This window comes from Aeromonas sp. R2-1 (assembly GCF_040908425.1).
GTDB lineage: Bacteria > Pseudomonadota > Gammaproteobacteria > Enterobacterales > Aeromonadaceae > Aeromonas > Aeromonas caviae.
On record NZ_JBFODR010000015.1, the window covers coordinates 18,788 to 39,865 of the forward strand.

The following is a 21,078-nucleotide window of genomic DNA, read 5'->3' on the forward strand; positions in this document are numbered from 1 at the left end:
TCACGGGCGGGTTAAGTTGGTTTTTCACCCGCTTTTCGGGTGAATGATGGAAAACCCCTATTTTTCTACTATCGACGGCTCCGAACTCGCCTGATCTGCCTGCAGACAACAACAAGACTCGGATCGGCGCTGCCGGGAAGCAGCGGACTGTCGATAGCTTTCGCTTAACGGAGCAAAGCCTGGAGGGCTTTATCATGGAGATGTTATCAGGCGCCCAGATGGTGGTTAGAGCGCTGGAAGATCAGGGAGTGGAACACGTTTTCGGCTACCCTGGTGGCTCAGTGCTCGACATCTATGACGCTCTCTTCGAAAACGGCAAGATGGAGCATGTCCTGGTGCGGCATGAGCAGGCCGCAGTGCACATGGCGGACGGTTACGCCCGCTCCACCGGCAAGGTGGGCACTGTGCTGGTGACCTCGGGTCCCGGCGCCACCAACTGCATCACGGGGATCGCCACCGCCTACATGGATTCCATTCCCCTGGTGATCCTGTCCGGCCAGGTGCCGACCAGCATGATCGGGGAGGATGCGTTCCAGGAGACCGACATGATCGGCATCTCCCGCCCGGTGGTGAAGCACAGCTTCCTGTGCAAGAAAGCCAGCGACATTCCCGAGGCCATCAAGAAGGCCTATTACATTGCCGCCAGTGGCCGCCCGGGGCCCGTGGTGGTGGATCTGCCCAAAGACGTGCAGAATCCGAAAGAGAAGTTCCCCTATCAGTATCCCGAGTCGGTTTCATTGCGCTCCTACAATCCGACCAAGGCGGGACACAAGGGCCAGATCAAGCGGGCTGCCAAGCTGCTGACCGAGGCGAGCCGCCCGGTCATGTACGTGGGTGGCGGCGCCATCAACGCCAATGCGGATCACCTGGTGACCAAGCTGGCGGAGCTGCTGAACCTGCCGGTGACCACCACGCTCATGGGGCTGGGCGCCTTCTCCGGTACCCATCCGCAGTTCATCGGCATGCTCGGCATGCACGGCACCTTCGAAGCGAACAAGAGCATGCACAACGCGGATCTCATCTTCGCCGTGGGTGCCCGCTTCGATGACCGCGTGACCAACAACGTGGCCAAGTTCTGCCCCAACGCTACCATAGTCCACATCGACATCGACCCCACCTCCATCTCCAAGACGGTACAGGCCCATGTGCCCATCGTCGGCTCGGTGGAAACCGTGCTGGAACAGATGCTGGAAGTGCTCCGCGAATGCGGCTTTGACAACGACAAGCAGGCGCTGGCGGACTGGTGGGAGCAGATCAACCAGTGGCGCTCCCGCAACTGCCTGGCTTACGAGATCCATCCCACCCTGATCAAGCCGCAGCAGGTCATCGAGACTCTCTACAAGGTGACCAAGGGGGAGGCGTTCGTTGCCTCCGACGTGGGTCAGCACCAGATGTTTGCCGCTCTCTACTACCCGTTTGCCAAGCCGCGTCAGTGGATCAACTCCGGCGGTCTCGGCACCATGGGCTTTGGCATTCCCGCCGCCATGGGGGCCCAGTTTGCCAATCCGGAAGCCGTGGTCTGCTGCGTCACCGGCGACGGCTCGGTGCAGATGAACATCCAGGAGCTCTCCACCTGCATGCAGTACGGGGTGCCCATCAAGATCATCTCCATCAACAACCGTGCGCTGGGCATGGTCAAGCAGTGGCAGAAGATGTTCTACGGCGGCCGTCACAGCCACTCCTACATGGAATCCCTGCCTGACTTCGTCAAGCTGGCGGAAGCCTATGGCCACGTCGGCATCGCGGTGAGCGATCCGGCGGAGATGGAGAGCGCCATGGAGAAGGCCTTTGCCATGAAGGACAGACTGGTGTTCATGGACATCTCGGTCGATCCGGACGAGCACGTCTATCCGATGCAGATCAAATTTGGCGCCATGGACGAGATGTGGCTGAGCAAGACGGAGAGAACCTGATGAGACACATCATTTCAGTACTGCTGGAGAACGAATCCGGCGCCCTGAGCCGTGTGGTGGGCCTCTTCTCCCAGCGCGGCTACAACATCGAAACCCTGACGGTGGCCCCCACCGAGGATCCCACCCTGTCCCGCATGACCATCGTCACCATGGGGGATGAGCGGGTGCTGGAGCAGATCCAGAAGCAGCTGCACAAGCTGGTGGACGTGCTCAAGGTGTGTGACCTGAGCGAGGGTGAGCACATCGAGCGGGAGATCGCGCTGGTCAAGGCGCGCGCCGCCGGTGGTGCCCGTGACGAACTGAAGCGGCTGGCGGACATCTTCCGTGGCCAGATCGTCGACGTCACCCCCGAGCTCTACACGGTGCAGCTCGTCGGGACCAGCGAAAAGCTGGACGCCTTCATCAAGACGGCTGCCCAGACCAACGAGATCATCGAAGTGGTGCGCTCCGGTGTCTGCGGCATCTCCCGGGCAGACAAATCCCTGCGTCCCTGATGTGGCCGGATGTGAAAATAGTTGTTCAAGGGCTCTTCGGAGCCCTTTTTCGTGTCTGGCAGCGTTGCGGGCAAGTGGGGGGCCGGTAGGGATGCAGGCCACAGCATCAGGAGGTTATCGAGGGGGTGAAAGAGAAGGGGGAGGGGAGGGGCTTCACCTGTCATTTTCTTTCAAATGATCGGTAAACTATCCACAAAAGCTGTGGAAAACTCTGTAGATTAGCGGTGTGTCTGGCGTTAGTCTCATGATCTTAAAGGGATATTTCAATTTGATCCTGGCTGGATCGCATTTGTGCAATCCCCTGGCGAGGGTGTGAGCGTTTGCTTATCCCTCGTGCCTTGCCAAGGGCGGAACGCGGATCTGTCCGTGGATCCGGACGGGATCCCGACCTGATCTTGCGGATCAACATTTCTGGGCACGAGCCATAAAAAAACCCGCCTCTCGGCGGGTTTTTCATTGCATCGGACTGCGGGTCGATTACTCGGCCTGTGCTGCCTGGATGCCGGTCAGGGCGATGGTGTAGACGATGTCGTCCACCAGGGCGCCACGGGAGAGGTCGTTGACCGGCTTGCGCATGCCTTGCAGCATGGGGCCGATGGAGACCAGCTCGGCGGAGCGCTGTACCGCCTTGTAGGTGGTGTTGCCGGTGTTCAGGTCCGGGAACACGAACACGGTGGCCTTGCCGGCAACCGGGGAGTTCGGTGCCTTGGACTTGGCGACGTTCTCCATGATGGCCGCATCGTACTGCAGCGGGCCGTCGATGATGAGGTCGGGACGCTTGGCCTTGGCCAGCTCGGTGGCTTCACGCACCTTCTCCACGTCCGCGCCGGCGCCGGAGGTGCCGGTGGAGTAGGAGATCATGGCCACGCGCGGCTCGATGCCGAAGGCGGCAGCGGAGTCGGCGGACTGGATGGCGATCTCGGCCAGCTGCTCGGCAGTGGGGTCCGGGTTGATGGCGCAGTCACCGTAGACCAGCACCTGATCCGGCAGCAGCATGAAGAAGATGGAGGAGATCAGGGAAGAGCCCGGGGCGGTCTTGATGATCTGCATCGGCGGACGGATGGTGTTGGCAGTGGTGTGCACTGCGCCGGATACCAGACCGTCGACCTCGTTGCGCTCCAGCATCATGGTACCCAGTACCACGTTGTCTTCCAGCTGCTCGCGGGCAACCACTTCGGTCATGCCCTTGTTCTTGCGCAGCTCGACCAGACGAGCCACATAGCGCTCGCGCACGGCAACGGGATCGATGATCTCGACGCGGTCGGTCAGTACTACGCCCTGCTGTTCGGCAACGCGGCGGATCTCGTCCGGGTTGCCCAGCAGCACCGGACGGGCGATACCGCGCTCGGCACAGATGGCGGCCGCCTTGATGGTGCGCGGCTCTTCCCCTTCCGGCAGCACGACGCGCTTGTTGGCCTGACGGGCCAGCTCGGTCAGCTGATAGCGGAAAGCCGGCGGGCTCAGGCGACGGGAGCGGGTGGACTTGGCGGAGAGAGACTCGATCCAGTGCTTGTCGATGTGACCAGCAACGTAGTCCTGCACCAGCTCGATACGCTCGCGGTCATCTTCCGGGATGTCGACGTTGAAGTTCTGCAGGCTGACGGCGGTCTGCCAGGTGTTGGTGCCGGTGATCATGATCGGCAGGCCGGTGGCCATGGCCTGTTGGCACAGGGCCATCACCTGGGGTTCCGGGTGGTAGTTGCCGGTCAGCAGCAGGGCACCCAGCTTGACGCCGTTCATGGCGGACAGGCAGGCGGAGACGATGACGTCGGAGCGGTCGCCGGAGGTCACCAGCAGGCTGCCCGGACGGAAGTGCTCGATCATGTTGTGGATGGAGCGGGCGCAGAAGGTCACGGTCTGCAGGCGGCGGCTTTCCAGCTCACCCTTGTTGATGATCTTGGCGGCCAGGTGCTTGGCGAGATCCTTGGCGCGCGGGGCGATCAGCTGGGTGTTCCAGGGGATGCAGCCGAGGATGCGAAGCGGGCTCTTGCCGAAGACCTGCAGTACTTCAAGGTTGTGGCCGGTATCGGCGCCGTGGTGGTGCGCTTCGAACATCTCGGTCAGGTCGGGACGGGTCACGCCGTGCTCGTCAACCGGGGCACCCACCTTGTTGATGACGCAGCCCACGATGCGCGGGTTGTTGACGCCACCGAAGTTGGAGCAGGCCAGCTCGATGCGCTCTTTGAGCTTCTGGCTGGAGTCGTTGCCCGGATGGGTCACGAACACCATGTCGGCGTCCAGCGCCTTGGCGACGTCGTAGTTCAGCTTGTTGGCAAAGGGTTGCTTGTCGGTCGGAACCAGGCCCTCGATCACCACCACTTCGGCGCCGTTGGTCTTCACGTGCTCTTCGAAGCGGGCCACGATCTCTTCCAGCAGGATGTCGGTGTTGCTGGAGGTGATCATGTTCTCGGCGTAGGAGAGGGCGAACGGCTCGGGCGGGTTGATGTTGGCAGCGGCGCGGATCACGGCGGTGGAGCGCTCGGTACCGGTTTCACCCGGACGCGGCTGGGCGACCGGTTTGAAGAAGCTGACATTGACACCGTGACGTTCCATGGCGCGAACGACGCCAAGACTCACGGAGGTTACGCCGACACCAGTGCCGACCGGGATGAGCATAATAGTGCGTGCCACTTATTACCCCTTGTTCATTTTTTGGGATCAGGAAAAGGCCGCCCTGGGGCGGCCTTGCTCTACAGCTAATTTATGCGCCGACCAGTTCCAGCGCGTCGTGGGCGATGACCCACTCTTCGTTGGTCGGGATAACCAGGGCCTTGGTGGAACCAGCCTTGGTGATCTCGCCGCCCTTGCCGAAGCGAGCCTTCAGGTTGGCGTCGTGGTCGACGTCAAAGCCCAGCAGGCCCAGCTTGTTCAGGGTGATCTCACGGATCGGGGCGGAGTTCTCGCCGATGCCGCCGGTGAAGACCACGGCATCCAGACGACCGTCCATGGCGGCGGCGTAGGCACCGATGTACTTGGCCAGACGGTAGCAGTACACGTCCATGGCGCGCTTGGCTTCTTCCTTGCTGTCGTAGTTGTCTTCAACGAAACGGCAGTCGGAGGTGACTTCGGTCAGACCCTGCAGGCCGGATTCCTTGGTCAGCATGGTGTTGATCTCGGCGACGCTCATGCCCAGCTTGTCGTGCAGGAAGAAGATGATGGCCGGATCGATGTCACCGGAACGGGTACCCATCACCAGGCCTTCCAGCGGGGTCAGGCCCATGGAGGTGTCGACGGACTGGCCGTTCTTGATGGCGCAGACGGAGCCGCCGTTGCCCAGGTGGCAGTTGATGATGTTGAGCTCTTCCACCGGCTTGTTCAGCTGCTTGGCCGCTTCCAGGCTGATGTAGTAGTGGCTGGTGCCGTGGGCGCCGTAGCGACGGATGCCGTTCTCTTTGTAGAGCTTGTACGGCAGGGCGTACAGGAAGGCTTCTTCCGGCATGGTCTGGTGGAAGGCGGTGTCGAACACGGCGACGTTCTTCTCGGCCAGTTCCGGGAAGACCTTCAGGGCGGCACGGATACCGATCAGGTGAGCCGGGTTGTGCAGCGGTGCGTAAGGAATGGCGGCTTCGATGCCGGCAATGACGTCATCACAGATGCGAACGGAGGAGGTGAAACGCTCGCCGCCGTGTACCACGCGGTGGCCGATGGCGATCAGGTTCTTGGACAGTTCCGGGTTGAGCGGCAGGATCTTGTGAACGATGAAGTCCAGCGCTTCCTGGTGAGCGGCACCGGCACCCAGATCAGCGTTGCCTTTCTCGCCGTTCAGCTTCCACTTGATGCGGGCGTCGTCGAGGTTGAAGCATTCGGCCAGGCCGGACAGCAGGTCATCACCGGTGGTTGCGTCAATGACAGCAAACTTCAGGGACGAGCTGCCACAGTTAAGAACAAGAACCAGCTTACTCATGAATAAATCCTATCGCAGATTGGGTTGGGTTGGAGGATGCGCCGGACGCGGTGCGTCCAAAAACTATCAACTTATCCTTATGAGGGTTGGCAATCTGTTGCTTGCCCCTTGTATAGTGATACAAGACCCGAAATTCAGACGTCCCTGACTGGTCAGTGGCCGTGCCCCAGCGTAAAAATGGGCGTACAAAGGATAACCTGATTGTTGAAAAATAACAAAGTCATCCTCAACCTTTGTTATTGCCTCTCAAATATTGTCGAGGTTTTGCCGTTAATGCGTTCGAAAAGAGCTCGGAGGTAGCATGAGCATGAACATTTTTGGAACTAAATTACAGCAAGGCCGTCATTATATGACTCTTTGGCCGCGCCGTCCCGAGCTTAATTCCATGTTCCCGGAGAATCGGGTGATCAGGGCCACCGAGTTCGCCCTCAAGGTGATCCCGGCACTGGCGGTGCTCAGCGTCATGGTGCAGTTCCAGTTTGGCGAGCTTCATTACTGGCCCTCCGTGATGGCGTCCGTGCTCTTCCTGCTCAGCCTGCCGCTGCAAGGGTACTACTGGCTCGGCCAGCGCGCCGATACCCGCCTGCCCCCCTCCCTCGCCACCTGGTATCGGGAGATAAACGGCAAGATGAACGAGCAGGGCGGTCAACGTCAGCTGGTGGCCCGTCCCCGCTACGAAGAGCTGGCCGATACCCTCAACGCCGCCTTCAAGCAGCTGGACAAATCCTTCCTCTACGAATGACTTTCCGGAGTCAGACTGACGACAAAGGCGCCCTCAGGCGCCTTTTTCACATTCTCAGGCGGCCAGCACCTTGCTGATCTCCTGGATGGAGAGCTTGTACTGACGGGGGCACTGACGCCAGACCGCCAGCATGCGCTGGTACTTGTCCCGCATGGCGATGTCGCTGGAGAGCTCGTCGCAGGGGCAGGGCAGTTCGGGGAAGCGCTTGTCCACTTCCAGCAGGAAGCAGACGTAATCCGCCAGTTCCCGCTCCTGGCTGCGGCTGTAGCCGTTGAAGGCAAGGCGGCTCTCGTTGACATCGGCCCGGGCGCTGGCATCCAGGTTGCCCCAGGAGATGGCCAGTGCATGGTGCAGCTCCAGGGTGTCCAGCACCTCCTGGCAGGTGGCGAGATCCAGATGGCCGAAGCTCTTCTCCAGCTCGAGGATCTGCAGGCAGTAGCCGCGCTCGACGATGGTGCTGGCACGCTGGTAAAACGCCGCCTTTTCCGGATTGAGTTTGGCCAGGATCTCGTACTGGTTGCTCAGGATCAGGCGTTCGGTGTGGCTCATGTTCATGGGCTGTCTCGCTGGAAAATGAATCTGGGGTCACGTTAACCCATATCCAGGATGAATTTTTTGATCTGAGAGGGGAGGTTGGCGAGAAAAGGGGGGAAGAGGTGCCCTGGTGGGCCGCCAGAGAGTGGGACTGATGCCGTGGTGAAACGAGCAGGGCCCGCCATGGCGAGCCCTGCAACAATGCCGCTGGTGGCTTAGCCCTTGACGAGGTCGAGCACCACCTGATGGTGATCGCTGGTCTTGAACTTGTCGAAGCGATGGGCAACCTTGCCCTCTTCGTCGATGAGGAAACTCAGGCGATGGATGCCGTCATACTCCTTGCCCATGAACTTCTTCGGGCCCCAGACGCCAAAGGCATCGGCCACCGCGTGATCCTCATCGGCCAGCAGGCGGAAGTTGAGGTTGTCGCGCTCCTCGAACTTTTTCAGGCGCTTGGCGCTGTCCGGGCTGATGCCGAGCACCACCACATTGAGGGCAGCCAGCTCGCTATTGACGTCGCGCAGACCGCAGGCCTGGGTGGTGCAACCCGGGGTCATCGCCTTGGGGTAGAAATAGATCAGCACCTTCTTGCCGCGCAGGTCGGCGAGGCGAACCTGATTGCCGTCCTGATCGGAGAGGGAGAAATCGGGGGCCTGGGTACCAGCTTCTAGTGGTGACATGGGGTCTCCTCGGATAAACGCCGTCAGGCGTACTTGTGATTGACGATGAATTCGAACGACTCGGCGCCCAGTCCACGACAGAAATCGGCGAAGGCTGTCTTCGAGCCGGGCTCTTCTCCCTGCTTGGAGAGATTCAACTGAAAGTTCGCCTTGAGCAGGTTGAAGGGTTGCTGTTCCAGGGTGATGGTCTGCATGGCCTGGATGTCCCAGCCGTGATCGCTGAAGAACTGGGTGCACTGACTTACGATGCCCGGCTGATCCCGGATCAGCACCTCTGCGCTGGCGCTGATGTCATATTGCAGGGAGTGGTGGCGCTCGGTGCGTTTCATCATGGTGATGAGATCCCACTCCTGGCTGCGCAGTGGGAGGCTGATTTCCAGTTGCATCAGGCTGTTCCAGTCACCGGACAGCAGCATGATGAAGGTGAATTCGTTGCCGAAGATGCCAAGACGGCTGTCGACAATGTTGCAACCGCAGCCACTGACGTGACGGGTCACCTCATTGACGATGCCAGGCCTGTCCGTGCCGATGGCCGTTACGACCAGGTAGTGAGTCATAAATCGTCTCTCGTCCATTATTGAGAATGCGTTGACCGCGGGTGCCGGCACCCTGCCGTGAGGCCTCTTGCGCGCGCGTGCATTCATACGTTTTGTGCCGGATGGTAACACGGCTTGTCCCGTGCCTCCCTTGTTTTTCAAAAGGGGCAGCTTTACCATTACGCCCCTGAAAATCGGGAGAATTATCCATGTTACGCGGTAGTATTGTTGCGCTCGTTACCCCCATGCTGCCCTCGGGCGACATCGATTGGGTCAGTCTGGCAGCGCTGGTGGAATATCATGTGGATGCCGGGACCAGCGCCATCGTCGCCGTGGGAACCACGGGAGAGTCGGTCACCCTGAGCGAGCAGGAACATATCGCCGTGGTTGAGAAGACGGTGGAATACGCCGCCGGACGCATTCCCGTCATCGCGGGCTGCGGCTCCAACAATACTGCTCACGCCATCGCCCTCTCCCGGCGTTTCGCCACCATGGGCGTGGTGGCGGGTCTCTCGGTGACCCCCTATTACAACAAACCCACTCAGGAAGGCCTCTATCGTCACTATTGTGCGATCGCCGAGGCTAGTGGTCTGCCTCAAATTCTCTATAATGTGCCCGGTCGCACCTGCTGTGACCTCAAACCCGAGACGGTGGCCCGTCTGGCCAAGGTGCCCGGCATCATAGGTTTGAAAGAAGCGACTGGCGATCTTGGCCGTACCCCGCTGCTGCGCGAACTGTGCGGGCCGGATTTCGCGCTTTATAGTGGCGATGACGCCAGCGGATGTGATTTTATGCTGCAAGGGGGCGATGGTGTCATTTCGGTCACCACCAATATTGCGGCGCCCCAGATGGCCGACATGTGTCGTGCTGCCCTGGCCGGTGATGCCGGGCAGGCTCATGACATCAACAATCGATTGATGCCGTTGCATCAGACTCTGTTCTGTGAACCGAGTCCCATCCCGGTGAAATGGGCCTGTGCCCGGCTGGGATTGATGGCGACGGCGACCTTGCGTCTGCCCCTGACCGATCTCACCCCCGAGGGGGAAGCGGCGATGGCGCGAGCACTGACGACTGCGGAGTTGATGGCGAGTGTTTAAAGCAAATGGAAAGGGAAATGCAGTGCGCCTGGTACTGAGTGTCGCGACGGTGGCCGTGCTGGCTGCCTGCAGCTCACCCCAGGAACGCAAAATGGCCAACCGTGGCTTCGAGTATGAAGAGAGCCGCCTCGAAGGCCGCGCCTTCCTTGTGCCCGCCGGGTTGAGTACCCCCGCCTTTAACAGCAATTTCGACATTCCGGCCCTGCCCGAGAGCAGCCGTGAGGGCGCCCTCGGGGCCAAGGTGGACGTGCGTCCGCCCGCCCAGTTGCTCACCGTGGTGCCCGGCAGCCAGGTGGTGGCCAATGCCAGCGAGCCGACCGTCGCCTTCTATGCCCTCAGCACTTCCCAGAGCGTGGAGCGCGATACCTGGGCCTTCCTGATGAACTTCCTGGCCGAACACAAGGTCACCACCGAGAAGCTGGACCAGCAGGACGGCGTCTTGCAGACCGGCTGGTTTGACAACTCCGCGGTGCTCGATGGCTGGGCGGAAGATGACGATGACTTCAAGATCCGTCAGCGTTACCAGTTCACCCTGCGCAACGATGTGCAGCGCCACGCCATCAAGATGTCGGTACGGGTGCTGGATCACGAAGAGACCATCGACGGCGAGACCAGCACTGTGCTGACGCCGGCGGACGCCCAGCGTTATGCTACCCGCGCCCTGAACCAGTTCTCCCTCTATTACGACAAGCAGCTCAAGGCCCGTGAACAGCACAAGTCCAGCGATGGCATGGGGTTGGAGCTGGGTCTGGACAACAACGAGCTGAGCGCCTGGATTGCCGAAGGGTCGTTTGACCAGGTGTGGCGCCGCCTCAATCAGGTGCTGCCTGCCTATGGTTTCACCATCAAGGATACTCAGCAGTCCCTGGGCTGGATCGACGTGGAGTACGATGAGCCGGACAGCGAGTTCTGGAAGGCCAAGGGAGCGGAACCGTTCAAGCTCGAGGAAGACAAGTATCGCTTCCAGCTCGGCGAGATGACGGGCGGCAAGACCTCCATCACCCTGTTCGACAAGGACAAGAAGCCTGTCGCATCCGGTGTCATCTCCCAGATGTACATCAGCCTGTCCGAGGCCTTTGCCAAGGGCTTGGCCGATCAGGGGGCGAAGTAAGCATGGAAACAGGGGCCTCGCGCCCCTGTTTTGTTATGTCCGGGTTGCCGCAGGGCCCGCGTGCCGAGCCGGTTGCCCCGGGCCTGAGTACCTGATGATGTGAATCCCCCACAGACAGGGGTCTGGTGCCCCTGCCTAACTAGTCCCACAACAGGAAGTGTTATTAGCCATGAGTCTTGCAGATCAAGTATTGGCGGTGAACGACGATTTGCCGATCCGTACCGATAAACCTGTCCATTCCGGCAAAGTGCGCAGCGTCTACTGGTTGACCCCGGCAGACAGTGCCCGGCTCATTCGGGAGAAAGGCTATGATGTGCCGGCCGATACGCCCCTGGCCCTCATGGTGATCAGTGATCGCATCTCGGCTTTCGACTGCATCTGGCAAGGGGTGGACGGTCTGAACGGCGTGCCGGGCAAGGGCGCGGCGCTCAATGCCATCTCCAGCCACTGGTTCAAGCTGTTCAAGGAGCAGGGGCTGGCGGACAGCCACATCCTGGACATCCCGCACCCCTTCGTCTGGATCGTGCAAAAAGCCCGTCCCGTGATGATCGAGGCCATTGCCCGCCAGTACATCACCGGCTCCATGTGGCGTGCCTACAAGGATGGTGAGCGGGAATTCTGCGGCATCACCCTGCCGGAAGGGCTCAAGAAGGATCAGAAGCTGCCCGAGATCCTCATTACCCCGTCCACCAAGGGGATCCTCAAGGGGCTGGATGGCGTGCCGGAAGCGGACGACGTCAACGTCTCCCGCGGCGACATCGAGCGCCACCATCAGGCCTTCGGCTTCCGCTCCCCGGCGGACATCGACCGCTACGAGGTGCTGCTCAAAGAGGGCTTCAACGTCATCAGCGAGGCGCTGGCTGCCCTGGATCAGGTCTTCGTCGACACCAAGTTCGAGTTCGGTTACGTGACCGATGCCGCCGGTCGCGAGAAGCTCATCTACATGGATGAAGTGGGCACCCCCGACAGCTCCCGCATCTGGGACGGCGCAGCCCTTCGCGGCGGCGAGATCATCGAGAAGTCCAAAGAGGGCTTCCGCCAGTGGCTGCTGAACCACTTCCCGGATCCGGACATCCTGCTCAACAAGAACCGCATGCCCGAGCGCTTCGCCCTGGCCCGTGACAACAAGCTGCCCACCGAGGTGATGATGGATATCTCCCGCACCTATGTGGGGATCGCCGAGAAGATCATCGGTCAGCCGCTGGTACGCAGTGCCAATCCGAAGCAGGAGATCATCGAGGTACTGCGGGAGCAGTACGGCCTGATCGACTGAGGCCGACCGCTTTTTTTGCCGCAGGCGAACAAACGTTTGCTGGTGGCAGGGGAGGCGCTTGCAACGCAGATGACAAAACGGGCCCCATGACGGGGCCCGTTTTCATTGGGTTGTCCGGAGCGCTCAGCCATTGACCCGGAAGATCTGGCCGGTCTGTACCCCCAGTACCGATTTCTTGTAGGCCTGGGCCACCCGGGCGGCGGGTACCGGCACGAAGCCCGGGAAGAAGTCGGCATACTTGCTCATGGACTCTTCCAGCACGGTGGGGCTGACCACGTTGATGCGAATGCCCCTTGGCAGCTCGCAGGCGGCACCTTTCACGAAGTGCTCGATGGCACCGTTGATGGTGGTGGCGCTCACCCCCCAGTGGATGGGCTCCTCGCTCAGAATGCCGCTGATGAGGGTGATGGAGCCACGGTCACTCAGGTGGGCAATGGCGGCCCGGGTCAGGTTGATCTGGCCCATCAGCTTGCTCTGAAGCCCCACCTGCCACTGCTCGTCCGTCATCTCGGTCAGGGCATTGAAGGCGACGCTGCCGCTGGCGACCACCAGGGCATCGAAGGATCCGACCTGCTCGAAGAGCGCCCGGATGGAGTCGGGGTCGCGCATGTCCACTCTGGCATCCCCCTGGCTGTGACCTACCCGGATCACCTGGTGATCCTGGGCAAGCAGTTCGCTGACGGCGGCGCCAATGGTGCCGGAGGCACCCACAATCACAATCTTCATATCTATCGCTCCTGGTTGAGATGAGTTGATGATAGCGGGATAAAAAGGGAGAAAAAGCGCTTATGATGAACCCATTGTTTCCATATTGGCGCTAATGATGGATATCACCCACTTGGCCAGTTTCTATGAAGTGGTGCAACGAGGCAGTTTCTCCGCCGCTGCCGATGCCCTGGGGGTGAGCAAGGGGATGCTGAGTCGCCATGTCAGCGCCCTGGAGTCCGCCCTCAATGCCCAACTGCTCCAGCGCACGACCCGCAGACTCAGCCTGACCGAGGCGGGGCGGGTGCTTCACCAGCAGGCCGGCGAGATCTTCGCCCTGGCCCGGGAGGCGGAGGAGGGGATCCGCGCCCTGACCGAGGAGGACAGCGGCCGCCTGCGCTTCACCTGCCCGGTCAGCACGGGGGACCGCATGGTGAGCGAGCTGCTCGCCCGTTTTGCCGAGCTCTGCCCCGGCGTCCAGGTCGAGCTCAACTTCACCAATGCCATGATCGACATGAGCCAGGGGGAGAATGACATCGCCCTGCGGGCCATGGAGCTGATCCCCGACAACCTGGTGGCCCTGCCGCTCGGCAGGCTCAAGGATGTGGTGGTGGCAAGCCCCGCCCTGCTGGCCCTGGAGGGGATCCCCGCCACTCCCTATGAGCTGGGGGGGCGCTCCTGCCTGCTGCAGGGCCACAACCCGGACTGGGAGCAGTGGCACTTTCGCCAGGGGGAGGAGGAGGCGCACATCCTGGTGCAGGGGCGAGTGCGGGCCAACCACTACAGCACCCTGCTGCAACTGGCCCGGGCGGGCATGGGCTTTGCCAAGTGCCCGTTGATGCTGGTGGAGGCCAGCCTGGCCCGAGGGGAGCTGGTGGCCGTGCTGACGGAGTGGCAGACCGGCCTGCACCCGATCCATGTGCTGCACGCCCAGCAGCGCCGGGTGCCGCGCAAGATCCGGCTGTTCAAGCAGGTGCTGGCCCAGTGGTTTGCCGAGCGGCCCCATTATCTGCTGGGGTGAGCCTGCATCCCGTTATTTTTCTGTCATCTGGGGCTGCTACCCTGCGCCCTTCATCGCGAAAGGAGAGTCAGGGAATGAAGCGTCATCAGGGTTGGGCAGGGGTTGCGCTGCTGTGCTGCGGCGGTGTGCAGGCCGAGGTCAGGGTCGAGGTGCCCCGGGATTTCCAGATCCTAGCGGTGAGCGTAGGCAAGGTGCAGGACGAGCTGCATGCCGTGCTGGCCGACGGGGAGCAGCAACTGCTGGTGCGCTACGAGGGGGTGATCCCGAGTCGCAACAGCAGCGACAACGATCGCCAGGTTCGCTCCGAGCCCCAGGTGCTTCGCTATGAGGCACGCGGGCAGTCGGTCCGCCTGCAGGCTCCCGTGCCTGCGGACGAGGCCGGGATGGAACGCTACGCCAGAGCCCCTGTCCTGGGCCTGGTGGCGGGGGGACAGCCCCTCGAGGTGCGCCAGGATACGCTGATGGTGCAGGGGATGCAGATCGGCATGGACTGGCATGCCAGGCTGATGGAGTACAACCGTGGCGAGGGGCCTGCCGTGCTCGCCGGTGCGGCGGATGTGGCTGCGGCCGCCGTGGCGACGCCCCGGGCCTCCTCCGTGCCGGCCAGCGCCCTGGAAGGGCAGTTGCAACAGCTTTTCCTGCAGGCGGACCCCGCGCTTCGCAAGCGCTTCATCGGTTGGGCCGTGCCGCGCCTTTAAGTTTGCTCCCTGTTGCAGTAACGTGGGCACATCTTTGATTCCCGATGTGCCCATGTTGATCAGCGAGGCCCCCATGTTTGAATTGCACCCCCGCCTTCAGGCGGATACCCGGATACTCGGGGATCTGCCCCTGTGCCGCGTCCTGCTGGCCAAAGACAGCCAGTATCCCTGGTTGATTCTGGTGCCCCGGGTCGCCAACCTGCGGGAGATCCATCATCTGGCCCCCGAGCAGCAACAGCAGTTGATGCAGGAGTCCTGCGCCGTCGCCACCCTGATGGAGCGGGCACTCGGCCCGGACAAGATCAACGTGGCGGCCCTCGGCAATCTGGTGCCTCAGCTGCACCTGCACCACGTGGCCCGCTTCAGCTCGGATGCGGCCTGGCCCGGTCCCATCTGGGGTGCCTGTCCCGCCATTCCCTATGAGGAGCAGGCCTTGCAAGGGGCGGCTGCCAGTTGGCAAACCCGTCTGGCTACCCTGGATGGATTTCAGCCATTTCTGACTGATAATCCAGTCAAGTGAGAGGTGGCTCGCGCTTTGGGCACCGGGATCACGCAATCTGTTAGCGTATCGCGTCGGTGCATGGTGACATGGGCGACACGAGTGACAGCCCCATTATTTCGATCAGCAGGAAGGTTCCATGATAGTGACAAGATCCGAGGATGATGCCGTATTGACCACAGAGGACGTACTGCTGAGCCTGTGCAATTCGGTGACGAGCGTATTGAGTGCGGCGACCCAGACCCAGGTGCGCTTCTCCGGCATGGTGCAGCGGATCAGCAAGACCTGCCTCAAGCCTGACATCGGCTGTTTCGTGCTGTTTGACGGCGGCTTCTCCGGGCTGGTGGTGATCAACTTCTCCGCCGCCGCGGCCATGGAGCTCTACCAGAGCTACATGCTGAGCATGGGGCTCTCCAAGGAGGATCTCGCCATCTCCCACACCTCGGACGAGGTGAGCAACGTCATGGGCGAGCTGATGAACCAGATCGTCGGCAGCTTCACCACCAAGGTGGGGCGCGAGCTGCAGACCCACATCACCCAGAACCAGCCCAAGATGCTGGCGCTCAACAAGCAGGTGATGCTGAGCGTCGACACCAACCTCGACAATCCCGAGACCCGCCGGGTGACCTTCTTCACCGCCAGCAACAACATCTTCTATCTGGAGCTGGCCATGGACAAGACGGAGTTTATCCGGATCCATGATGGCGGCGTGCAGGAGGAGGTGGATCCCGACGAGCTGATCGCCCAGGCCAAGCAGTCAGCCAAACCGGCACCGGCGGCCGCGCCGGCGAGCAACGAGCACGACGATCTGCTGGATTCCCTCGGCATCTGATGGTCGAAGGTTGTGCAAATGAAGAGGCCACCCCGGGGGTGGCCTTCTTGCTTGGGGCGGGTCAGAAGTTGTAAAGCAGCCCGGTACTGAAGCGAAGCGCCTCGGCATCGTAGAAGTCGATGTCGGAGTCGGCGCTGGAGTAGGCCGCGGTGAAGGTGGCGGCAAGGGGTTTGATGCCGAACAGGTTGTGCCAGAAGAAGGTGCCATTGAGGGCGAACTCGCTGGCATCGGCGCGCTGGCCGAACAGGGGATTCGCCTCGTCATACTTGCGCTTGCCGGCGTAGAGGTTGCTCACGATGGACCACTGGGAGGCGCGCTTGGCATAGGTCAGCTGCAGACCGGTGTTCTTGAAGCTCTCCGCACTCCCGTCCAGGCGGGCCTCCTTGTAGAGGAAGGCGGGCTCCAGCAGCTGGTCGCCGCCGAAGTGGTACTGGTAGGAGACAGCCAGGTCGTGGACCTTGCCGTTGCGGCTCAGCATGGAGGCGTAGTGGGTGCCGTGGGTCAGGTCATATTGCTGGCCGCTGCGCTCCTCGTCGAGCTCCACTTCCCGACTGGTCAGGGTGGCGTAGACGTTGCTGCCCCAGATCCTGTCCCAGGCAAAGCGCACCCCTTTCGAGGTGAGATCGGTGGCGCTGCGATCCACGCCGGTGGCGAAGGGATCGCTCCACACTTCCACCGGCATGAGGTTGAACACCAGGGAGGTGGCGACGATACCCTTGTCACCCATCTCCTGGCGCAGACCGAGTTGCTGGGTAAAGTCGAAGCGCACCGCGTCCTGGATGAGGTTGCCGAGGAAGACCTGGGTGCGGGTATCGGCGAAGGTGTAGCGGATATCGGCATTGAGCAGCGGGCTCAGACCGCTTTCGCGGCCGGGGGAGCCCAGATCATCGATACGGCTGTTGCTGTCGTCACCGGCATAGAAGTTGGACTTGTGGCTGCCGGCATTGACCCCGCCCAGCAGAAAACCGGACCAGCCGGTCTGGCGGGGGATCTCCCCCAGATCGGCGTGGGCGGTGGTGGCGACCAGCAGGCCAAGGCTCAACAGAACATGATTTCGCATCGGGTATGCTCCTGACATAACGAATGAGAAGGGTGACAGTGCGCCCCGGTATTCCGGTGGAACCGGTGCTGACTGAGGCATGGCAGGCATGCTACCCCAGCCGGAGTGTGACGTTAATCAATAATTGAATACGCGACGGACAAGAGTTCATGGCGCCGTACTGGTATCCTGTTTGCGCAAGAAAAGGGGAGAAAACAACGAGATGAAGCAGATCAAATCCTGGGCGCAATATTACGTCGACCTGATGACCAAGCTGGGACTGGTGCGCTTCAGCATGTTCCTGGCCACCGCCATCATAGTGCTGGCCGTGTCGATCCAGATGGGGGTGACCCTGTTTTTGCGCGGCACCGTGGACATCGTCGACCTGGTGCGCTCTGTCTTCTTCGGCCTGCTGGTGACCCCCTGGGCCGTCTATTTTCTCTCCATCGTGGTGGATCAGCTGGAGGACTCCCGCCAGCGGCTGACCCGGATGGTGCGCAAGTTGCAAGACATGCGCGAGCGGGATCTCGAGCTCAACAGCCAGTTGCAGGAGAACATCAGCCGGCTCAATGCCCAGATCGCCGAGACCAACCGGGCCGAGACCCTGCGCCAGCAAGCCATCGAGGATCTCGAGAACGAAGTGTTCCAGCGGGAGAAGGCCCAGTTGCATCTGGGGGAGCGTACCGCCCTCTTGCGCTCCTTCATCGACTGCTCCCCCGATCTGGTCTATTACCGCAACGAGGACGAGCAGTTCTCCGGTTGCAACCGCGCCATGGAGGAGCTCACCGGCAAGGTGGAAGCGGAACTCATCGGCCTGACCCCGTTCGATGTCTACAAGCACGACATCGCCAGCAAGGTGGTGGAGACCGACAAGCAGGTCTTCGCCCAGAACGAGCCGCTCACCTATGAGCAGTGGCTGGAGTATCCCGATGGCCGCAAGGCCTACTTCGAGCTGCGCAAGGTGCCCTTCTTCGACCGCTTCGGCAAGCGGCTCGGCCTGCTCGGCTTTGGTCGCGACATCACCGAGCGCAAGCAGTACCAGGACAAGCTGGAGAAGGCGAGTCGGGACAAGACCACCTTCATTTCCACCATCAGCCACGAGCTGCGCACCCCGCTCAATGGCATCGTCGGCCTGAGCCGGATGCTGATGGATACGCCCCTCGATGCCAGACAGCAGCAGCAGCTCAAGACCATCCACCTGAGCGCGGTGACGCTCGGCAACATCTTCAACGACATCATCGATCTGGACAAGCTCGACCGTCGTCGGCTGGAGATTGCGCCGGCTCCGCTGGATTTGCCCGCCTTCCTCGACGAGCTGGAGACGCTGTCGCGCATCCAGGCGGAGCAGAAGGGGCTCTACCTGCACTTCGACCGGGACGGCGACATGCCCCAGTTCGTGATGGCGGACGGCACCCGGCTGCGCCAGGTGCTGTGGAACCTGGTGGGCAATGCGGTCAAGTTCACCGATGAAGGGGGCGTCACCATACGCTGTCTCGCCCACGCCGCTGATGAACCGGGCAAGCTGGCGCTGCACTTCGAGGTGGAAGACACCGGGGTGGGCATTCCCCGCGCCCAGCAGGAGAAGATCTTCGCCATGTACTATCAGGTGCAGGGCAAGAAGCACGCCACCGGCACCGGCATCGGTCTTGCGGTCTCCCGCCAGCTGGTGCAGGCCATGGGTGGTCAACTCTATGTGGACAGCGACCCGGGCGAAGGCGCCTGCTTCACCGCCGAGCTGGAGGTGGACTGCGTCGAGCCCAAGGCCGCGGCCCCGGAGCCCGAGATGCCCTCCCTCGACATCCTGCTGGTGGAGGATGTGGAGCTCAACGTGACCGTGGCCTGCGCCCTGCTGAACAAGCTCGGCCATCAGGTCAAGGTGGCGCGGGATGGTGCAGAGGCGCTGGCCATGGCCAACCCGGATGATTTCGACTTGATCCTGCTCGACATCCAGTTGCCGGATATGACGGGGTTCGATGTGGCGGAGCAACTGCTCGCGCGCTACGGCGACAGCCTGCCCCCCATGGTGGCGCTCACCGCCAATGCCACCGGCGATCGCCAGTACTACCGGGATCACGGCATGCAGGATGTGATCAACAAGCCGCTGGGCTCCAAGGCGGTGCGGGAGGTGATAGGCCACCTGTTTGCGGATCTCGCCGGGGACGAGGCGGACGAGCAGGACGATGTCCACCATCAGGATGCCCTGCTGGATCTGCCCTTCCTCACCGATTACGCCAGCACGGTCGGCAAGCCGGTGCTGCTCTCCAGCGTCGAGCTGTTCGAGAAGATGATGCCGGACTACATGGCAGTACTCGACTCCAACATGATTGCCAGGGATCAGGCCGGTGTGGTGGAGGAGGCCCACAAGATCAAGGGGGCGGCGGGCTCCATCGGCCTGCGCCGGTTGCAGCAGACGGCCCAGCTTATCCAGAGCCCGGATCACCCCGCCTGGTGGGAGAACGTGGAAGACTGGATTGAAACCCTACGCCGGGAATACCCGGGTGACATCGCCCGCCTGCGGCGCTGGCTGCTCTCGTAGACACGACGCCTCAGGCAAGGAGCCACGACATGTATGACCGTTTGATCCCCCCCGAGCGCATTCACCCCTGGGGAGACGAAGACCTGCTGGAGGCGACGGAGCAGGACCGCACCCGCATCGTGCAGGCGGCGCCGGTGCGTCGGTTGCAGCAGAAGACCCAGGTCTTCCCGCTCGATGTGAAAGCCTCGGTGCGCAGCCGCCTCACCCATTCGCTGGAGGTGCAGGAGACTGGTCGCCAGATCAGTCGCCGCATCCTGGCGGCGCTGCCGGCCGGAGCGGTGTGCGAGGGGGCCTTCATCAATCTGGTGGAGATGTCCTGCCTGTTGCACGATGTCGGCAACCCGCCGTTTGGCCATTTCGGCGAGCAGGTGATGAGTCAGTGGCTTGCCCAGGAGCTGGACGGCCTCTTCGCCCGTGCCCACGACCAGTTGCCGAGCCCCCAGTGGGCAACCCTTCGCCAGGATCTGCTGGTGTTTGACGGCAATGCCCAGAGCCTGCGACTGGTGCACAGCCTCCATGAGCTGAACCTCACCCTGGGGCAGCTGGCGGCGCTGTGCAAATACCCGCAGCAGCCCCTGCCGGGCCTGCACCATCCCCAGGGCTATGGTCAGCACCACGGCTGGACCAGCAAGCGCGGCATCTTCTTCAGCGAACAACCCCTCTATCGTGCCCTCGGCCAGAGCCTGGGGCTGGCCGAGGGGTGCCGTCATCCGCTGGTCTACATCATGGAGGCGGCGGACGACATCTCTTACTGCATCGCCGATCTCGAGGATGCGGTGGACAGGCGCATCCTCACCCAGAGCGAGCTGCTGGCAGCCCTGCGCGAGGCGGACGAGGGCGGTTACATGGCCGACCTGCTCGATGAGGCGCTTGCCTCCGGTCGGGGGTTCTTCCCCCATTTTCGCCAGCATCTGACCCGGGATCTGGTGGCGCTGGCCGCCCATACCTATGTGGCCGAGCACGATCAGATCCTGAGCGGGGCCTATCCCCAGGCGCTGCTGCACGGTCAGGCTCCGGCAGCCCGGGTACTCGATACCCTCAAGCGGGTGGCTCGCGAGCTGGTGTTCATGCGCCCGGAGGTGGAGGCGCTGGAGCTGGAAGGCTATGCCGCCCTGCGCGGGGTGCTCTCCACCTACGCCTGCCTGCTGGCCCTGCCCGCCAGCCAGTTCGAGCGGCTGCTCGCAGGCAACGGCGGGAGCGAGCTCTTCTTTGCCCGGCGGCTGTTCCACCGCCTCTCTGCCCGCCACCTCAAGGCGTACCGGCTGGCGGTGGCGAGCCGGGATCCCCGTTTCGAAAAGGAGAGCGAGCAGGAGTGGTACTACCGGGTGCGGCTGCTGCTCGATTATGTGAGCGGCATGACGGATACCTATGCGCTGGAGGAGTTCCGGCTGTTGTCAGGGATTTGACTGAACCTCTTTTTGGCCGCATTCCACCCATATGGGTGGGAGAGATATTGCGTAAAAT

The 21,078-nt window shown here is 62.0% G+C and carries 19 protein-coding genes; 12 read left to right on the forward strand and 7 right to left on the reverse strand.

The features are described 5' to 3' along the window. The first annotated feature begins 194 nt into the window (after nucleotides 1-194). Together AB5Y80_RS03260 and ilvN are read left to right on the forward strand one after the other, a co-directional pair. On the forward strand, nucleotides 195-1,913 hold the full coding sequence (locus AB5Y80_RS03260) for an acetolactate synthase 3 large subunit (protein WP_368172513.1): 1,719 nt from the start codon (nucleotides 195-197) through the stop codon (nucleotides 1,911-1,913). After that, the gene (gene ilvN / locus AB5Y80_RS03265) at nucleotides 1,913-2,407 is read left to right on the forward strand and encodes an acetolactate synthase small subunit (RefSeq protein WP_010673160.1); all 495 of its coding nucleotides are present in this window, start codon (nucleotides 1,913-1,915) and stop codon (nucleotides 2,405-2,407) included. Before AB5Y80_RS03260 ends, ilvN begins: the two co-directional genes overlap by 1 nt. A gap of 477 nt (nucleotides 2,408-2,884) precedes the next feature. Here the strand turns inward: ilvN and pta are convergent, their stop codons facing one another. Together pta and AB5Y80_RS03275 are read right to left on the reverse strand one after the other, a co-directional pair. Beyond that, nucleotides 2,885-5,038, reverse strand: a complete 2,154-nt coding sequence (gene pta, locus AB5Y80_RS03270) for a phosphate acetyltransferase (RefSeq protein ID WP_368172514.1) — start codon at nucleotides 5,036-5,038, stop codon at nucleotides 2,885-2,887. A gap of 70 nt (nucleotides 5,039-5,108) precedes the next feature. Then, nucleotides 5,109-6,311, reverse strand: a complete 1,203-nt coding sequence (locus tag AB5Y80_RS03275) for an acetate kinase (protein WP_010673162.1) — start codon at nucleotides 6,309-6,311, stop codon at nucleotides 5,109-5,111. A gap of 301 nt (nucleotides 6,312-6,612) precedes the next feature. Here AB5Y80_RS03275 and yfbV point away from each other — a divergent pair, with 301 nt between their 5' ends. After that, a complete protein-coding gene (gene yfbV / locus AB5Y80_RS03280) occupies nucleotides 6,613-7,053 on the forward strand; it encodes a terminus macrodomain insulation protein YfbV (protein ID WP_039040944.1) in 441 nt (146 codons plus the stop codon). Between the two features lie 54 nt (nucleotides 7,054-7,107). On the opposite strand, the gene AB5Y80_RS03285 is transcribed toward yfbV, so the two are convergent. The 3 genes from AB5Y80_RS03285 to AB5Y80_RS03295 all read right to left on the reverse strand — a co-directional run bounded on the left by AB5Y80_RS03285 (nucleotide 7,108) and on the right by AB5Y80_RS03295 (nucleotide 8,824). Next, complete coding sequence (locus tag AB5Y80_RS03285; RefSeq protein ID WP_039040945.1) at nucleotides 7,108-7,608, reverse strand: YfbU family protein; 501 nt, start codon at nucleotides 7,606-7,608, stop codon at nucleotides 7,108-7,110. Nucleotides 7,609-7,802: 194 nt separating this feature from the next. After that, complete coding sequence (gene bcp, locus AB5Y80_RS03290; RefSeq protein WP_010673165.1) at nucleotides 7,803-8,267, reverse strand: thioredoxin-dependent thiol peroxidase; 465 nt, start codon at nucleotides 8,265-8,267, stop codon at nucleotides 7,803-7,805. Between the two features lie 23 nt (nucleotides 8,268-8,290). Continuing rightward, nucleotides 8,291-8,824 (reverse strand): glycine cleavage system protein R, encoded by a 534-nt coding sequence (locus AB5Y80_RS03295; RefSeq protein WP_010673166.1) that lies wholly within the window; start codon nucleotides 8,822-8,824, stop codon nucleotides 8,291-8,293. A gap of 188 nt (nucleotides 8,825-9,012) precedes the next feature. Between AB5Y80_RS03295 and dapA the strand changes: the two genes are divergently transcribed. From dapA to AB5Y80_RS03310, 3 genes are all read left to right on the forward strand, one after another. Beyond that, nucleotides 9,013-9,900, forward strand: coding sequence for a 4-hydroxy-tetrahydrodipicolinate synthase (gene dapA / locus AB5Y80_RS03300; protein ID WP_029313831.1), 888 nt, complete (start codon nucleotides 9,013-9,015; stop codon nucleotides 9,898-9,900). Beyond that, nucleotides 9,893-11,011: an outer membrane protein assembly factor BamC gene (gene bamC, locus AB5Y80_RS03305; protein ID WP_029313833.1), complete on the forward strand. Its 1,119-nt coding sequence runs from the start codon at nucleotides 9,893-9,895 to the stop codon at nucleotides 11,009-11,011. Before dapA ends, bamC begins: the two co-directional genes overlap by 8 nt. Before the next feature lie 169 nt (nucleotides 11,012-11,180). After that, nucleotides 11,181-12,284: a phosphoribosylaminoimidazolesuccinocarboxamide synthase gene (locus AB5Y80_RS03310; RefSeq protein ID WP_301479888.1), complete on the forward strand. Its 1,104-nt coding sequence runs from the start codon at nucleotides 11,181-11,183 to the stop codon at nucleotides 12,282-12,284. Between the two features lie 123 nt (nucleotides 12,285-12,407). On the opposite strand, the gene AB5Y80_RS03315 is transcribed toward AB5Y80_RS03310, so the two are convergent. Next, nucleotides 12,408-13,010 carry a short chain dehydrogenase gene (locus tag AB5Y80_RS03315; protein WP_128312855.1) on the reverse strand — a complete coding sequence of 201 codons (603 nt, stop codon included), beginning with the start codon at nucleotides 13,008-13,010 and terminating at the stop codon, nucleotides 12,408-12,410. A 97-nt stretch (nucleotides 13,011-13,107) separates the two neighbouring features. Between AB5Y80_RS03315 and AB5Y80_RS03320 the strand changes: the two genes are divergently transcribed. The 4 genes from AB5Y80_RS03320 (at nucleotide 13,108) to AB5Y80_RS03335 (ending at nucleotide 16,039) form a co-directional block, all read left to right on the forward strand. Further along, nucleotides 13,108-14,010 carry a LysR family transcriptional regulator gene (locus AB5Y80_RS03320; protein ID WP_368172515.1) on the forward strand — a complete coding sequence of 301 codons (903 nt, stop codon included), beginning with the start codon at nucleotides 13,108-13,110 and terminating at the stop codon, nucleotides 14,008-14,010. Between the two features lie 74 nt (nucleotides 14,011-14,084). Further along, entirely contained in the window at nucleotides 14,085-14,708 is a 624-nt protein-coding gene (locus AB5Y80_RS03325; protein ID WP_368172516.1) for a DUF2057 domain-containing protein, read from the forward strand. Nucleotides 14,709-14,781: 73 nt separating this feature from the next. Further along, nucleotides 14,782-15,228 carry an HIT domain-containing protein gene (locus tag AB5Y80_RS03330; protein WP_039040966.1) on the forward strand — a complete coding sequence of 149 codons (447 nt, stop codon included), beginning with the start codon at nucleotides 14,782-14,784 and terminating at the stop codon, nucleotides 15,226-15,228. A 118-nt stretch (nucleotides 15,229-15,346) separates the two neighbouring features. Further along, nucleotides 15,347-16,039 (forward strand): DUF3334 family protein, encoded by a 693-nt coding sequence (locus tag AB5Y80_RS03335; RefSeq protein WP_029313837.1) that lies wholly within the window; start codon nucleotides 15,347-15,349, stop codon nucleotides 16,037-16,039. Nucleotides 16,040-16,100: 61 nt separating this feature from the next. Here the strand turns inward: AB5Y80_RS03335 and AB5Y80_RS03340 are convergent, their stop codons facing one another. Next, nucleotides 16,101-17,099, reverse strand: coding sequence for a DUF2860 family protein (locus AB5Y80_RS03340; RefSeq protein WP_042881204.1), 999 nt, complete (start codon nucleotides 17,097-17,099; stop codon nucleotides 16,101-16,103). A gap of 202 nt (nucleotides 17,100-17,301) precedes the next feature. Here AB5Y80_RS03340 and arcB point away from each other — a divergent pair, with 202 nt between their 5' ends. Then, the gene (arcB, locus tag AB5Y80_RS03345; protein ID WP_039040952.1) at nucleotides 17,302-19,614 is read left to right on the forward strand and encodes an aerobic respiration two-component sensor histidine kinase ArcB; all 2,313 of its coding nucleotides are present in this window, start codon (nucleotides 17,302-17,304) and stop codon (nucleotides 19,612-19,614) included. Between the two features lie 29 nt (nucleotides 19,615-19,643). Beyond that, nucleotides 19,644-21,020, forward strand: a complete 1,377-nt coding sequence (gene dgt / locus AB5Y80_RS03350; protein ID WP_202044168.1) for a dGTPase — start codon at nucleotides 19,644-19,646, stop codon at nucleotides 21,018-21,020. The last annotated feature ends 58 nt before the right edge of the window (nucleotides 21,021-21,078 follow it).